We start from the raw sequence: 14,447 nt of genomic DNA, 5'->3' as shown, positions 1-14,447 counted from the left end.
CACCTACCAATTGACATCCACCTACCAATTGACCAATGAGTAATTTACTATCTGGTCAATTCGCTGTCGATCGAGAGGTAGGACATGGCGGATCGATCCTGGTGGGGCTGGGGCACCCGCGCCGACGCGGTGACCGGTGCGGAACGCAAGGCGCTGACCACGCGGGTGGCGGCGCTGCTGCCCGGGGCCGACCTCAGCGTGCACGAACCGCCCGACCTCGCCGAGCTCGATATCCCCGATCCTCGGATACACGCCCCGGAATCCCTGGCGCCCTTGGCCTCCGATGATCGCGAGGATCGAGTGGCGCACGGGCACGGTCAGGCGTTCCGCGATGTGGTGCGAAATCTGCTGGGCCGCATCGACCATGTGCCCGACCTGGTGCTGCGACCGCGCGGCGAACAGGATGTCACCGCCGTTCTCGACTGGTGTGGCGGCGCGGATATCTCGGTGATCCCGTACGGCGGCGGCACCTCCGTGGTCGGCGGCGTCGAACCTCGCTGTGCCGCCGACTATTCCGGCGTCGTCGCGCTGGACCTCGGCCGCCTGGACCGGATCGTCGAGATCGACCGCACCAGCCGGGCCGCCCGCATTCAGGCCGGAATCCTGGGCCCCGCACTGGAAGCCGGTCTGCGCGACCACCGGCTGACCCTGCGCCACTTCCCGCAGTCCTTCGAATTCTCCACCCTGGGCGGCTGGCTCGCCACGCGCGCGGGCGGGCACTACTCGACCGTGTACACCCACATCGACGACATGGTGGAATCGCTGCGCGTCGTCACACCGGCCGGGATCAGCGAATCGCGCCGCCTGCCCGGTTCCGGCGCCGGGCCGTCACCCGACCGGATGTTCCTCGGCTCGGAGGGCACCCTTGGCGTCATCACCGAGGCGTGGATGCGGCTGCAGGACCGGCCACGCTGGCGGGCGGGAGCCTCGGTGCACTTCGACGACTACGCGCGCGCCGTGACCGCCACGCGGGTCATCGCGCAGGCGGGCCTGTTCCCGGCCAACTGCCGCCTCCTCGACCCGGTGGAAGCCTTCCTCAATGCCGGAACCGGCACCGCGGGCGGGGTGCTCGTGCTCGGTTTCGAATCCGCCGACCATCCGGTCGACGCGCCGATGGCGCGGGCCATCGAGATCTGCGCCGATTACGGCGGGCGGGTGCCCGACGGGGTGCGCGTCTCCGACACCGCCGAGGCGAAGGTGAGTTCCGGTGCCTCGGACGTATGGCGCTCGTCCTTCCTGCGCATGCCCTATCAGCGCGATGCCCTGGCCGCGCAGTCCATGATCGTGGAGACCTTCGAAACCGCCTGTACCTGGGATCGTTTCGAGGAACTGCGCGCCGCCGTGCTGGCCGCCGCCACCGCGGCGTTCGCGGCGACCGGCACCACCGGCCTGGTCAGCTGCCGCTTCACCCACGTCTACCCGGACGGCCCCGCGCCCTACTTCGGCGTCTACGCGGCGGGCCGGTGGGGCAGCACCGTGGCGCAGTGGGACGACATCAAGGCGGCGGTCTCGGAGGCACTCGCCGGTGCGGGCGCGACCATCACCCACCATCACGCCGTCGGTCGCGATCACCGCCCCTGGTACGACCGGCAGCGACCCGAACCGTTCGCACTCGCCCTGCGGGCGACGAAGGCGGCACTCGATCCAGCGGGCATTCTCAACCCCGGCGTTCTCCTCGATCCACCCGCGACGGTGGGCCACTCGTAGCCCTCACCGCCGTGCATGGCTGGATCTGCCATAGTCGTGTCGTTGACGCCATGGCCGCCGCCCGCGAGGCTGGGCATATGCGGGTGGTGCTGTTCGTCGTCTTCGACGGATTCCAGCTTCTGGACCTGGCCGGACCCGCCGACGTGTTCTCCTCGGCGGCGCTCATGGGCGCGCGTCCGGGGTACCGGGTCGAGATCGCCGCGGCGCGGTCCGGGCCGGTGCGTTCGGCCAGCGGTGTCGAGGTCACGGCCGCACATGCGCTCGACACCTGGTCCGAACCGGTGGACACGGTGCTCGTGGTCGGCGGACTCAGCGCCTGGAACGCCAGCCGTGACGCCGAACTGATCGCGGGCATTCGACGCGTCGCGAGCTCCGCCGAGCGCGTCGGCTCGGTGTGCTCCGGCGCGTTCCTGCTGGCTCGCAGCGGCCTGCTCGACGGCCGCAAGGCCACCACGCACTGGGCGGGCGGGGAGATGCTGGCCCGCGAGTTCCCGGCCGTGTGCACCGAACCCGACCGCATCTACGTCCGGGACGGGCCGGTATGGACGTCGGCGGGCGTCACCGCGGGCATCGATCTGGCCCTGGCCATCGTCGGTGCGGACCACGGTCCCGAACTCTCCCGCGAGGTGGCCCGCTGGCTGGTGGTCTACCTGCACCGCCCCGGCGGGCAGAGCCAATTCAGCGCGCCGATCGCCGCCGGACCCTGCCGGCGCAGGTCGCTGCGCGAGCTACAGGTCTGGGTGGAGGAGAACCTCACCGCCGATCTGTCCCTCGCCACCCTGGCACAGCGGGCGGGCATGAGCACCCGCCACTTCTCCCGCGTCTTCGCCGACGAGATCGGCACCACCCCCGCCCGCTACGTCGAGCGGGTCCGCATCGGCGCGGCCCGGCGACTGCTGGAGACCACCGATCAACCGCTGTCCCGGGTTGCCGCCGCCGTCGGCCTGGGCAGCCCCGAAACCCTCTATCGGATCTTCCACCGCCACTTGGGCATACCGCCCGGCGAATACCGCGCCCGCTTCACCCACAACTGAAAGAGAACGCCCCCATGACATTTCAGACCGCCATCGTGCTGTATCCGGGCATGACCGTACTGGACGCCATCGGCCCCTACGAGGTGCTGCGTCTCCTGCCCGACAGCGAATTGCGTTTCGTCTCCAATGAAGTCGGCCCCATCGTCTCCGACAGCGGCGTGCTCGTCCTGGGGGCCACCCACACCTTCGCCGAGACACCCGCACCCGATCTGGTGCTGGTGCCGGGATCGGAGGCCGCGACCACCGAGGCCATGGCCAATGGTGAGCTCATCGCATGGCTGCGCGCGGTGCACCCGAACACGCAGTGGACCACCTCGGTGTGCAGCGGTGCGCTGGTGCTGGCGGCGGCCGACATCCTGCGCGGGCATCCCGCCACCACGCACTGGTCGGCGCAGCCGGCGCTGGCCGCCTTCGGAGCCGAATCCCGTCCGCACGACCGCATGGTGCGCAGCGGCAAGATCGTCACCGCCGCCGGGGTCTCGGCCGGAATCGACCTCGGCCTCTGGCTGGTGGGTGAGATCGCCGGGACCGAACGCGCCGAAATGGCGCAGCTGGTCATCGAATACGACCCGCAGCCGCCCTTCGACACCGGCCACCCCGACAAGGCCTCCGCGGCCCTGCTCCGCCGGACCCGCCTCGAGATGTCCACCCGCGTTGTCACCCCGCGCATCCCGCTCGACGTCGCCACGGCCATGTGGCGGCTCACCCTCAACCGGATCCGCGACCGCGCGGCCAAACGCGCGAAGGTGTAGCGCGCGTTCACATCCAGCGCAGCAGTTCGGCCGTGCGCATGCGACCGGTCGGAACGGCCGACGGCGACGGCGCCGCCGCCGGGTACCCCATGGCCACCGCATGCCGGGGCAGCCACCCCTCGGGCAGCCCCAGCAGCGCTGCCACCCGCGAAACATTCTCCGCCGGATGGAAAGTCGTCGGACACGACCCCAACCCCAGCTCCCGCGCGGCCAGACAGACCGACTGCGTCACCCGCCCCATGTCGAACAGCGTGTCCGAGAACTCGTTCGCCACCGACGCCAGTACCAACACCACCGGAGCCGCCGCCAGATGCACGGCATAGGCCCCACACCGACTCAACTCCACCCGCAGCGCCGCATCCGTCACCGCGACGAACCGCCACGGCTGCCGATTCCGCGCCGACCCCGTCCACCGCGCCGCCTCGACGATCCGCTCGACCGACTCCCGGGGAACGGGGTCGGGCCGGTAGTGCCGGACGGCTCGCAGGGCTCGCAGGGGTTCCAGGGATTCGCGCATCGCGGTGATGCTAGCGACCGGCGGCCGTACCGCGATCCGACGGCACCGTCCGCAGCTCGGCGTTCGCCTCGTCGAGTACCCGTTTGAACACGTAGGTGAGGATCGGGCGGGCGATCAGTCGGGTCAGCAGTGCCCCGAGTAACGGGAAGCGGAGTTCGACCTGCGTCGACCAGACCACGCGGGTGCCGCCCGGCACCGCGGTGAAGGTGACGCTGCCGCCCTCGTGACGGGCGGGCGGAATCGCGCGGTAGACATGGAATTCGAACGAGTGCGGCGGGTCGTAGGCGGTGATGCGCTCCCAGAACCAGCCGACCGCCCAGCCCAGCACTCGCACCGCGCCGACCCCGTACGGTGCGTCCGCGCCGGGCCGGGCGAGATGCTCGTGCAGCACGAAGCCGACGCGAGTGTAGTTGTGCGCATTGCTCATCCAGTCGAAGACCGCGTGTGGCGGTGCTGCGACGATGCGTTCAACCGTGATCGTTTCCATGGGTTTCCCTCCCGAGAGTGAGTGGTTGCAAGGTCCTGGCCGCGCGCAGTTTCTCCGGATTGCGGACCGCGTAGAGCCTGGTGACGCGGCCGTCGGCGATCTCGAACAGGAGGATCGAATCGAGGACGCCCTCCGCGTGGAACAGCACGGCGGGCAGCGCGTTGTAGGTGCCGAATTCGGCTGTCATAGCGGCCATCTGCCTGCGGGCCAGGCCGGAGCAGAAGGCAGCGACACGCTCCGCGCCCGCGATCGGACGCGACGCGACGCGCACGCGGCCGCCGCCGTCGGAGATCTGGACGACATCCGGTGCCATGAGGTCCAGCAGCGCCGCGATATCGCCGGTCTTGGCGGCACGCAGAAACTGCCCGATCACCTTCGGGGCGGTGTCGTCGAGTTGGAAGCGCTGGCGGCGGGCCTGCACGTGCCGCCGGGCCCGATGGAGGATCTGGCGGACCGTGACATCGGATTTTCCGACCATATCGGCGATTTCGACCTGGCTGTACCCGAAGACCTCGGCGAGCACGAAGACGGCGCGTTCGGTCGGGCCGAGCGTCTCCAGGATCAGCAGCATGGCCATCGACACCGATTCCGCGAGCACGGTATCGGCGCTGGCATCCGGGCCGGTGCGGATGGGCTCGGGTAGCCAGCTGCCGATGTAGTCCTCCCGTCGCCGCCGCACCGTACGCAGATGATTGAGCGACTGCCGGGTCACCGTCTGCACCAGGTACCGGCGCGGATGCGCCACCGTGGCCGCGTCGACATCCCGCCAGCGCAGATAGCTGTCCTGCACTATGTCCTCGGCGTCGGCGGCGCTGCCGAGTATCTCGTAGGCGATGGTGAACAGCAGTGGCCGCAGTTCGGCGAATTCCTCGTCCCCGGTCGTCACGATCGCACCCTCCCTTCGTTCCCCAGTCGAACACAGGGACACCGCTCGGCACGGCAGCGTGACGTACCGGTGCTGTGCCCTCGGTCACAAGGAGGGGATGGGAGGGGAGCCGAGATCAGGAGCGGGCTGCGGCGACGAACTCGCGCATGCGGCCGTGGTCCTTCACGCCTCGGCTGGACTCCACGCCGCTGGACACGTCCACTCCCCACGGGCGGGCGACGGCGGCGGCCTCGGCCACATTGTCGGGGGACAGGCCGCCCGCGAGCAGCCACTGGCCGGTCGGCCGGTCGGCGGTCAGGGCGGTGAGGTCCCAGCGTTCGCCGGAACCGGCGACGGGGGAATCGAGCAGCAGCCATTCCTCGCCGTACGCGCCGGTGCGCACGTCGGTGTCGGCGGTGAGCGAGGTGGCGCGCAGCAGGCGCAGGTCGGACAGTTCGTCGAAGGCCGCGCGTGGGTACCCGCCGTGCAGTTGCAGCGCGTCCACCCCGGCCGCCCGCGCCAGCGCACCCGCCTCCGCCGCGGGGATGCCGTGGACGACGCCGACCGACAGCACCGTCGGCGGCACCTCGCGCAGCAGTCGCCGGACCACCTCGACCGAGACCTGCCGGGGGCTGGCGGTGAAGACGAACCCCACGGCGTCGGCACCGGCGGCGACGGCGGTCGTCACATCGGCCTCGGTACGCAGGCCGCACAGCTTCACGAACATGGGAAAACCCTAGGCGACGCGATGCGGCCGCCGACGCGGCCCGTCCTCCGTAGAGTGTCGACTGTGGACCTGCTGGCGGCGCGGTCGGAGTTCTCGGCCTACGGACTGTCGCACTGGATCGTGCTGGCCGTCTTCGCGGTCGGCGCGGTCGCGGTCGTGCGAATCGGGCGCGCGCACCGAAACGACCGTGCGGCAAAACTTTTCACCCGGACTTTCGGCGCGGCCACACTGCTGTCGTACGGGGTGATCTATGTCGTCGCCCTGATCCCGTTCACCGTCGACCGCTCGATACCGCTGCGGCTGACCGACCTCGCCACCCTCATCGCCGGGTACGCCCTGTGGTCGCACGCCCGGTGGGCCTACGCGCTGACCTACTACTGGTGTCTCACGCTGAGCACCCAGGCGCTCATCTCCCCGGCGCTGGAGAGCCGCGACTTCCCGTCCGCCGAATTCATCGCCTTCTGGGTCATCCACCTGGCCGTGGTCTGGGCGGCCATCTACCTGACCTGGGGAATCGGCATGCGTCCCGACTGGGGCAGCTACCGGTTCGCGGTGGCCGCCACCCTGATCTGGGTCGCGGTCACCTACGCCGTCAATACGCTCACCGACGCCAACTACGGCTTCGTCAACGCCAAACCCAGCACCCCGTCACTGCTCGACGTGCTCGGCCCGTGGCCCTGGTACCTGGCCACCGTCGCGGCCATCCTGCTCACGGTGTGGGCCCTGATGACCTGGCCCTGGACCGTGCGGCGGCCGGAGCGGAGCGAGGTCAGCCACCCAGGTCGGTGAGGATGGCCCCGGTGAAATCGTCCAGGTCGCCGGGGTTGCGGGAGGTGATCAGGGTCCAGCCGTTCGCGGAGCGGACCATCGGCTCATCGGTCCACTCGCCGCCCGCATTCCGGATATCGGTGCGCAGGGACGGGTACGAGGTCAGCGATCGCCCGCGAATCAGATCCGCCTCCACCAGCAGCCACGGCCCGTGGCAGATGGCGGCGATCGTCTTGCCCGCCGCGGCGAACGAACGCACCACCTCGACCGCGGGCTCGGTGAGCCGCAGCTTGTCGGCGTTCACGGTACCGCCCGGAATCACCAGGGCCGCATAGTCTTCCACCGCGACCGAATCCAGGCTCGCATCCGGATCGACGGCGATCGCCTGTTCGGTGTCGTGCAGGACGGTCCGCACCGCCTCCTTCTCCGGGGCGGCGTGCACCACCTGCGCACCGCTGTCGCGCAGCCTGCGCACGGGGACGAGCAGTTCGTCGCGTTCGACACCGGTGTTGGAGGTGATGACCAACACCTTCGCGTTCACGCTCATGACACTCCTTTCCGACGGGCGGGACTCGCTCACCGAATGCCCGGGGGCGGGCATGGCAAACCGCCACACCGCAGGTCGCTCGGTCATTGCCGAACCGGCTGGATTGGGTCATTGTTGTGGGTGTGCGGCGCCTGCGCGCGGGACTCGAAGCCGGAACGGTGTGCCTGACGGCCGCCCTCGCCGGGCTTACCGTCATGGTGCCGATCGACCCCCTCGAAGATGCGACTCCGCAGTCGGTGGCCTCGATCGACCTGGCCGTGTTCCAGGTGCCGCGGGCCACCATGGCGGCGGCCTTCGTGACCATTCTCGCGGCGGTGTTCGCCCTGATGATGCGCAGTGCCGTCGCGTGGGCCACCATCACACTGACCGGTATCGCCCTGCTGATCGATCAATTGCTGTGGAGTAGCTCGATTGCGGCGGAGGCAACGCTCACCTATATCGACTCGGCCCTGGCCGGGGTGCTGATGGGCGTCGTCGGCACGCTGGCCTGGCCCCGGAGAGCTACCGCGAGCGGATTTCTGTTCGGCGCCATGGCGGGCATTCTGCTGGGCGATTTCACGCCCGCGCCCGCCCCCGGCGAATCGCCCTCGCCGGTGGACCGGCTGCTGCTGGACGCGCCCTCGGTGGGGCTGTCGACGGTGCTGGTCGTGGCGGCCGGGGTCTGCGCCTTCGAACACCGGCGGCAACCGATGACGGTGCGTCGACTGGTCGATGTGGTGCCACTGCGGTCGATCCTGGCGGCGGGCATCATCTTTCCCACCATCCTGCTGACCTCGGAGTGGTTCGCGCGCGACGGCCGAGACCTGTCCGTGCTGACCGTCGGCGTGCTGGTCATCGTGGTGGCGGCCACCGTCGCCGCGCTGTTCCTGCCGGGCCGCGACGGACTGCTGTTGCTGCTCATGGTCGCGTTCGCCGCGGCCGGGAGCACGCCGGTCACCGTGCCGCGTCCCGACTGGGTGGTTCCGTTGTTCGTCGCCGCCATCGGACTGGGTCTGTACGTCGGATACCGCCGCGGGCTGCCGCTGGTGGCGGCGGCGCTCACGGCGGTGCTGGCCGTGGCCTCGGTGCTGGCGGTCGCCGCCGGGGTGCACGGCGAGGTGCCGGCCGTCGTGGGCGGCCTCGCGGTTGCGTTCGTGGGCGGCTACTGCCTCGGCGCGGCGACGCCGCTGTTTCCCACGGTGCCGCCGCTGTGCATCGCCGTGCTGTTCGTGCCGTCGGCGGCGGTGGCGTTGTGGGGCAGGGATTTCGAACGAGTCGCCTATTCGCCGGGCTGGTATCGGCCGACCGAGCCGGTGCGCGCGCTCGCGCCCGGACTGGTGGCGCTGGCGATCACCGCGGGCTGCACGGTCGGCATGCTGCTGGTGTATCGCCTGCGACCGAACACCAAGGAGGCGATCCGTCGCCGCTGGGCCCGGATCCGGGAGACGGCCGTCACGACCTCCGCACTGCCCGGTGCGGTGGTGGTCCGGCCGAGCCGTCCGGAGCCGCCACCAGCATGACCTACCGGTCGTTACTGTTTCTTGGGAACTCTGGACTTGAAATTTAGGTAAGCCGAACTTTACGATTCGACAGGTGAAGGTTTGGCTCCACCCGCTGCATCGTTCGCTTTTCCGCGCGTTCGCCCTGACGCTGCTCGCCGCCGCCATGGTGGCCGTGAGCGCCTGCGGCAGCCCCGCCGGCCGGGACGGGAAGCCGGTGGTGCTGACCACGTTCACCGTGCTCGCCGATATCGCCCGCAATGTGGCCGGAGAGCATCTCACCGTCGAGTCGATCACCAAGGTGGGCGCGGAGATTCACGGCTACGAGCCGACTCCGGGCGATATCCGCACCGCGTCGACCGCCGACCTCATCCTCGACAACGGATTGAATCTGGAGGCGTGGTTCGCCCAGTTCGTCGCGGATCTCGATGTCGAACACGTGGTGGTCACCGAGGGAGTCACGCCCATTCCGATCGGTGAGGACGCCTACGCGGGCAAGCCGAACCCGCACGCGTGGATGTCGCCGCTGAACGTGAAGATCTACGTGGACAACATGATTCGCGCGTTCTCCGAACTCGATCCGGAGCACGCGGCCGACTTCCGGGCCAATGGCGCGGCCTATCAGGCGCAGTTGCAGCAGGTGCACGACGAGTTGACCGGCACCCTCGCCGCGCTGCCCACCAACGAGCGCGCCCTGGTGACCTGTGAAGGCGCGTTCTCCTACCTCGCCCGCGACGCCGGACTCACCGAGAAGTACATCTGGCCGGTCAACGCCGAACAGCAGGCGACACCGCAGCAGATCACCTCGGCCATCGAATTCGTGCGCGCCAACCGGGTTCCGGCGGTGTTCTGCGAGTCGACCGTCTCCGATGCGCCCATGCAGCGCGTCGTCGAGGCCAGCGGTGCGCGTTTCGGCGGCACGCTGTACGTGGATTCGCTGTCCGAGGCCGACGGCCCGGTCCCGACCTACCTGGACCTCATCCGGCACGACGTCCGGACGATCACCACCGCGCTGAGGGGAGCCCAATCATGACTCGCGCGATCGAGACACCGGCCATCGAAATATCCGATGTCGCAGTTCATTACGGTGAAGTGCTGGCGTTGGACGGGGTCGATCTCACCCTGCGTCCCGGCCGGGTGTGCGGGCTGATCGGGATGAACGGCTCCGGCAAGTCGACACTGTTCAAGGCCATCATGGGCCTGGTGCCGCCGGACCGGGGCACGGTGCGCGTGAACGGCGGCGCGCCCGTGAGCGCGCGCCGCTCCGGCACCCTCGGCTATGTGCCGCAGAGCGAGGACGTGGACTGGAACTTTCCGCTCTCGGTGCGTGATGTGGTGATGACCGGGCGATACGGTCGGATGGGGTTCACCCGTCGGCCGCGCCGCGCCGACCGCGAGGCGGTCGCGCACGCGCTGGAGCGGGTGGAACTCACCGAGTTGGCCGACCGGCAGATCGGTCAGCTCTCCGGCGGACAGCGCAAGCGCGCCTTCGTGGCGCGCGGAATCGCCCAGGGCGCGACGATTCTGCTGCTGGACGAACCGTTCGCGGGCGTCGACAAGCGGTCCGAGGCCACCATTTCGGCGCTGCTGCGCGAACTGGCCGACGAGGGCGCGACCGTGCTGGTGTCCACCCATGACCTGCACGCGCTGCCCACGCTGGCGGACGAAGCGGTGCTGCTCATGCGCCGGGTGCTCGCACACGGCGATCCGAGCGAGGTGCTGCGGCCCGAAAAGCTGGCGCTGGCATTCGGTTTGGATACCACCGACGGCGGTGCACTGGCGCAGGCGAGTTGACCATGACACTCACCGAACTGTTCGCCGATCCGCTGCGCTACGAATTCATGGTGCGCGCCCTGGCCACCACCGTGATCACCGCCGTGGTGTGCGCGACGCTGTCCTGCTGGCTGGTGCTGATCGGCTGGTCGCTCATGGGCGACGCCGTCTCGCACGCGGTGCTGCCGGGCGTGGTGCTGGCCTATATCGTCGGCGCGCCGTTCGCGGTGGGCGCGGTGATCTTCGGATTCCTCGCGGTCGCCCTGATCGGCGTAGTGCGCGATACCAGCCGGGTGAAGGAGGACGCCGCCATCGGCATCGTCTTCACCACGCTGTTCGCCCTCGGCCTGGTGCTCGTGTCGGTGACCCCCAGCAATACCGACCTCAACCACATCATCTTCGGCAACCTGCTCGGTGTCGGCCGCTCGGAACTGATCCAGATCGCCATCCTCGCCGCCATCGTCATGGCCGCCCTGGTCCTCAAACGCCGCGACTTCACCCTCTACGCCTTCGACCCCACCCACGCCCACGCTCTCGGCCTGCGCCCCCGCCTGCTCGGCGCCGCCCTGTTGGGACTGCTCGCCCTGACGGCGGTCCTCGCCCTGCAAGCGGTCGGCGTCATCCTCGTGGTGGCCATGCTCATCATCCCGGGCGCGACCGCGCATCTGCTCACCGACCGCTTCGGCCACATGCTCCTCATCGCCCCGGCCGTCTCGGTGGTGTGCTCGGTCGCCGGTCTCTACATCAGCTACCACGCCGACACCGCCCCCGGCGGCATGGTCGTCGTGGTCCAGGGCATCGCCTTCACCCTGGCCTACCTCTTCGCGCCCACCCGCGGCGTGATCACCCGGACCGTCACGGCCCGCCGCCGCGGCCGAGCCCGGGAGGCCGCCGAGGTGCCGGTGTGATCAAGGATTGCCTCGAGCGGCTATCGCCTTCCGTATCAGCGCCCGAGCTTTGTCCCCGGTGACGGACCGACGTGCCAACGTATCGAACGTCCGCCCATAGAGCGCGATCTCGCGCGGTTGAGTGATGCTCAGCTCGGCCGTGATCGCTTCGACGGTCACCAGTCGGTCGTCGAACATGACGAAATTCGTCGTCTGCATGGGCGGACCCGACCGAGCCGGGATGATGCCGAGTAGAACTCGTGACAGCCCGACTACCGCCAGCAGTCTGTCCAGCTGTCCGAGCATCACGGAGTCGGTGCCTACCGATGTGTACAGCGCCTGCTCGGCGACGAGGATGTGAAACCGACGCTCGCCACGGTACAAGAAGTGCTGGCGCTCGATCCGTTTGGCGACTGCGCCGTCCACATCGTCTGGCAACCGGTAGAACTCGACGGAGTGCCGCAGGATGCCCTCGGCGTATTCGGCTGTCTGAAGGATGCCTGGGATGATTGCGGGCTGGAAGATTCGCACGATTTTCGAGCGCTCGGCCAGTCTGGCCGACTTCTGCTGCCCCCGCCGCAGTCCCGCCGCGTGTTGACGCCGGTACTCCAGGTAGGCGGCGTCGATATTGTGGACGGTGGCCAGCAGATCTTCGAGTTGATCAACCGCGCCCGCGTGCGCGCAATAGGCGCGGATGTCCGCATCGGAGGGTTTGACCCTGCCGTATTCGATCTTGGAGACCTTGGTTTCGTGCCAGCCGGACAGGCGTGCCAGTTGGCGGCCTGAGAGTCCAGCCCTTCTGCGGATCTCTCGAAGCCGCTGCCCGAGCGCCTGTCGAGCCTCCTGAACGCCGCTGCTCACTTCCGGATATCTGCCGAGCGCTCACAGGCGTAATCCGCGTACGGGGTCGCCAACCGCCATAGGCGCTCTTTTGTCTGTCGACACTGTTCCGCGATTCGCGGATCAGTGGTGCTGGCCGCAGCGCCGGCAGCGCGCCCGTTCTCATCGACCAGGTTGAACACGATCCGGGCGTCATCCAACAGCCAGAAGTCGTCGGTGGGCACGGTCCCGGCCAGGTGCCTGGGCAGATACCGAATATCCTCTCCCGCTGCGGTGTTCAGCGCCGCGAGCGCGAGAAGCCACCGCTGGTAGTCCACATGCGGGACGGTGACGACGCGGACGCGGGTCACCCGTACACCCCGCCCGGTCGTCTCCCGCATGAGTTGCGCCCACTGTTCGAACCATCCGTTGTCGTCCGGCTCTCCATTCAGAAACCGCCGCAACGGTTCCGACTCCTCCGGCACGGCGTAGGTGTCTCTGACCTCGAGGTGGAATGCTTCTCGATGGCACTGACCGAACAGGTCAGGCCACGGGTTGCCGCGAAGCAGTTGCACCGTAGAACGTCCTTTCCACCTTCGGAACCTCGATGGGGGCTTCATAGGTCTCCATCGTGAGCTGGTCTAACGTCTCATGGTCCGTGATCGGGCGACCGGACACCAGGAATGTCCCTCGGCCGGTGTCCTCCAGTCGGGCACCGAGGAATGTGTCCGGCTCCAGGAAGCCGAGTAGCAGGTGTGGGATCTCGACCGTTCCCGCCCGGTCGGTGGCCCAGCCGATGACCGCGTAGCTGTCCTGGTCGGTTGCGAAGAGCGTTGGGCAGTCGTTCAGGCCCGATCCGCCCTTGCCGAGGAAATCCAAGAGCATGGTCAGCTCCGTTTCCATTTGTATGCACGGGCTTTCCGTGCTGTCCTCCATGATCCACCGGCGCGATTCACAGAGCCAGCAGTTCAACAAACACGGGAAAGTTTTGTCATACTTCTGGCCCTGCTGATGTTCTGGTTTCTAGCGTGACATCCAGATGCTCGCTTCTCGTTCTGCTCTATTCGGGCCATCTGATGTCGGTTACCAGTGAGGGCGGTTGAAATGGATGTAGGGACAGGACTTTTCGCATTTCCCGGCGGTGTCCTGGAGTACCAGCAGAGCTCGCAGAGCGCTCCCATGCGTAGCAGACCGACGGCGATCGGATATCTCCGGACCGACGTATCCGGCACCGCACGGCTCCGAGATCAGCATGAGATCCGCAGGCTCGCGGTACGACTCGGCTACGACTTCGCGGACATGATCGTCTACGACCCGAAGTTCGGCCGCCCGCCGCTGGCCCGCTTGAAGGCGCAGGCGACCAGGCTCGATGCGGAAGCCGTGATCGTTCCCGGGCCGGAGCACTTCGACGGCGGGCGGGTGCCGGAATCGCTGGTCGAGCGGCTCGACGTGGTCACCGTGCGGCCGGAGGAGACCTATGCCCGGCGTGCGGCGCCGCCGGATCCAGCTCAGCACAGCCCCGCGAGTTTGTAGAGCACCAGCGAACCTGCCACCGCCACATTGAGACTCGCCCCCGTGCCGACCATCGGGATCTCGACCGCCGTGTCCAGGTGGTCGAGACCTTCCGGTGGGATGCCGTAGCCCTCGTTCCCGAGGACCACGACGGTGCGGCGGCGGGCGGCGGGTAGGTCGGCGAGGCGGATGGACTCGTCGGTGAGTTCCACGCCGAGAATGGTTGCGCCGCCGGTCCGTTGGCGGTCGAGCCAGCGGTCGGCGCGGCCGGATACCCAGTGCACGCACTGGCGGTGGCGCAGGGTGTTGCCGCGTTCCAGGGCCTCGGGGACCCAGGGGAAGCGGGGGACGGCGAGGCAGGCGCCGGTGGCGTCACAGGTGCGCAGCAGGGTGCCGAGGTTCACGCCGTGTTTCGGCCACAGCGGGGCGGCGATGAGGTGGTTCCAGCAGCCGTGTGCGCGGGGGCGGCGTTGGGTGCGCAGTTCGCGGCGGGTGCGCAGCCGGGCGGCCGTCATCGGATGGCGGGAAGAGCCTTCCCCGGGGGCAGAACGTAATTCATGGCAACGATGCTCGC

Annotated in this window: 18 protein-coding genes; 9 read left to right on the top strand and 9 right to left on the bottom strand. The window is 68.8% G+C overall.

Going from position 1 to position 14,447, the window contains the following annotated elements; translation table 11 throughout:
• Positions 1 to 84 precede the first annotated feature (84 nt).
• The 3 genes from FOH10_RS24260 to FOH10_RS24250 are packed head-to-tail and all read left to right on the top strand — an operon-like array spanning position 85 to position 3,493.
• A complete protein-coding gene (locus FOH10_RS24260) occupies positions 85 to 1,707 on the top strand; it encodes an FAD-binding oxidoreductase (protein ID WP_143982461.1) in 1,623 nt (540 codons plus the stop codon).
• 50 nt (positions 1,708 to 1,757) lie between these two features.
• Complete coding sequence (locus FOH10_RS24255; protein ID WP_244961356.1) at positions 1,758 to 2,741, top strand: GlxA family transcriptional regulator; 984 nt, start codon at positions 1,758 to 1,760, stop codon at positions 2,739 to 2,741.
• A 14-nt stretch (positions 2,742 to 2,755) separates the two neighbouring features.
• Positions 2,756 to 3,493, top strand: a complete 738-nt coding sequence (locus FOH10_RS24250) for a DJ-1/PfpI family protein (protein WP_143982460.1) — start codon at positions 2,756 to 2,758, stop codon at positions 3,491 to 3,493.
• A 7-nt stretch (positions 3,494 to 3,500) separates the two neighbouring features.
• Here FOH10_RS24250 and FOH10_RS24245 read toward each other — a convergent pair whose 3' ends face one another.
• The 4 genes from FOH10_RS24245 to FOH10_RS24230 form a co-directional block, all read right to left on the bottom strand.
• Positions 3,501 to 4,010 (bottom strand): nitroreductase family protein, encoded by a 510-nt coding sequence (locus FOH10_RS24245; protein ID WP_143982459.1) that lies wholly within the window; start codon positions 4,008 to 4,010, stop codon positions 3,501 to 3,503.
• Between the two features lie 10 nt (positions 4,011 to 4,020).
• Positions 4,021 to 4,497 carry an SRPBCC family protein gene (locus FOH10_RS24240; RefSeq protein ID WP_143982458.1) on the bottom strand — a complete coding sequence of 159 codons (477 nt, stop codon included), beginning with the start codon at positions 4,495 to 4,497 and terminating at the stop codon, positions 4,021 to 4,023.
• Positions 4,478 to 5,383 (bottom strand): RNA polymerase sigma-70 factor, encoded by a 906-nt coding sequence (locus FOH10_RS24235; protein ID WP_244961355.1) that lies wholly within the window; start codon positions 5,381 to 5,383, stop codon positions 4,478 to 4,480. The genes FOH10_RS24240 and FOH10_RS24235 overlap by 20 nt, the downstream gene beginning before the upstream one ends.
• A gap of 115 nt (positions 5,384 to 5,498) precedes the next feature.
• Entirely contained in the window at positions 5,499 to 6,089 is a 591-nt protein-coding gene (locus FOH10_RS24230) for a phosphoribosylanthranilate isomerase (RefSeq protein ID WP_039818953.1), read from the bottom strand.
• Positions 6,090 to 6,158: 69 nt separating this feature from the next.
• Between FOH10_RS24230 and FOH10_RS24225 the strand changes: the two genes are divergently transcribed.
• Complete coding sequence (locus FOH10_RS24225) at positions 6,159 to 6,878, top strand: YwaF family protein (protein ID WP_221938061.1); 720 nt, start codon at positions 6,159 to 6,161, stop codon at positions 6,876 to 6,878.
• Here FOH10_RS24225 and FOH10_RS24220 read toward each other — a convergent pair.
• Entirely contained in the window at positions 6,859 to 7,404 is a 546-nt protein-coding gene (locus tag FOH10_RS24220; protein WP_143982456.1) for a type 1 glutamine amidotransferase domain-containing protein, read from the bottom strand. The two genes, FOH10_RS24225 and FOH10_RS24220, sit on opposite strands and share 20 nt — an antisense overlap.
• Positions 7,405 to 7,520: 116 nt before the next feature.
• Between FOH10_RS24220 and FOH10_RS24215 the strand changes: the two genes are divergently transcribed.
• From FOH10_RS24215 to FOH10_RS24200, 4 genes are all read left to right on the top strand, one after another.
• A complete protein-coding gene (locus FOH10_RS24215) occupies positions 7,521 to 8,903 on the top strand; it encodes a hypothetical protein (RefSeq protein WP_143982455.1) in 1,383 nt (460 codons plus the stop codon).
• A 145-nt stretch (positions 8,904 to 9,048) separates the two neighbouring features.
• A complete protein-coding gene (locus FOH10_RS24210) occupies positions 9,049 to 9,915 on the top strand; it encodes a metal ABC transporter substrate-binding protein (protein WP_143984292.1) in 867 nt (288 codons plus the stop codon).
• Positions 9,912 to 10,676, top strand: a complete 765-nt coding sequence (locus FOH10_RS24205) for a metal ABC transporter ATP-binding protein (RefSeq protein ID WP_143982454.1) — start codon at positions 9,912 to 9,914, stop codon at positions 10,674 to 10,676. The genes FOH10_RS24210 and FOH10_RS24205 overlap by 4 nt, the downstream gene beginning before the upstream one ends.
• Positions 10,677 to 10,678: 2 nt before the next feature.
• The gene (locus FOH10_RS24200) at positions 10,679 to 11,563 is read left to right on the top strand and encodes a metal ABC transporter permease (protein ID WP_039818949.1); all 885 of its coding nucleotides are present in this window, start codon (positions 10,679 to 10,681) and stop codon (positions 11,561 to 11,563) included.
• Here FOH10_RS24200 and FOH10_RS24195 read toward each other — a convergent pair whose 3' ends face one another.
• From FOH10_RS24195 to FOH10_RS24185, 3 genes are read right to left on the bottom strand one after another with little or no spacing between them, the layout of a single operon-like run.
• The gene (locus FOH10_RS24195) at positions 11,564 to 12,403 is read right to left on the bottom strand and encodes a helix-turn-helix domain-containing protein (RefSeq protein ID WP_143982453.1); all 840 of its coding nucleotides are present in this window, start codon (positions 12,401 to 12,403) and stop codon (positions 11,564 to 11,566) included. It abuts the gene before it with no gap.
• The gene (locus FOH10_RS24190) at positions 12,400 to 12,936 is read right to left on the bottom strand and encodes a DUF6879 family protein (protein WP_143982452.1); all 537 of its coding nucleotides are present in this window, start codon (positions 12,934 to 12,936) and stop codon (positions 12,400 to 12,402) included. The genes FOH10_RS24195 and FOH10_RS24190 overlap by 4 nt, the downstream gene beginning before the upstream one ends.
• A complete protein-coding gene (locus tag FOH10_RS24185; protein WP_244961354.1) occupies positions 12,905 to 13,297 on the bottom strand; it encodes a hypothetical protein in 393 nt (130 codons plus the stop codon). The genes FOH10_RS24190 and FOH10_RS24185 overlap by 32 nt, the downstream gene beginning before the upstream one ends.
• Positions 13,298 to 13,540: 243 nt before the next feature.
• Between FOH10_RS24185 and FOH10_RS24180 the strand changes: the two genes are divergently transcribed.
• Entirely contained in the window at positions 13,541 to 13,894 is a 354-nt protein-coding gene (locus tag FOH10_RS24180) for a hypothetical protein (protein WP_143982451.1), read from the top strand.
• On the opposite strand, the gene FOH10_RS24175 is transcribed toward FOH10_RS24180, so the two are convergent.
• On the bottom strand, positions 13,870 to 14,388 hold the full coding sequence (locus tag FOH10_RS24175; protein ID WP_143982450.1) for a TrmH family RNA methyltransferase: 519 nt from the start codon (positions 14,386 to 14,388) through the stop codon (positions 13,870 to 13,872). The genes FOH10_RS24180 and FOH10_RS24175 overlap by 25 nt on opposite strands.
• Between the last annotated feature and the right edge of the window lie 59 nt (positions 14,389 to 14,447).

Origin of the sequence: Nocardia otitidiscaviarum (genome assembly GCF_007362295.1) — a bacterium.
GTDB lineage: Bacteria > Actinomycetota > Actinomycetes > Mycobacteriales > Mycobacteriaceae > Nocardia > Nocardia otitidiscaviarum.
The sequence above is the reverse complement of the archived record's forward strand: the minus strand, read 5'-3'. Positions and strand labels throughout refer to the sequence as shown.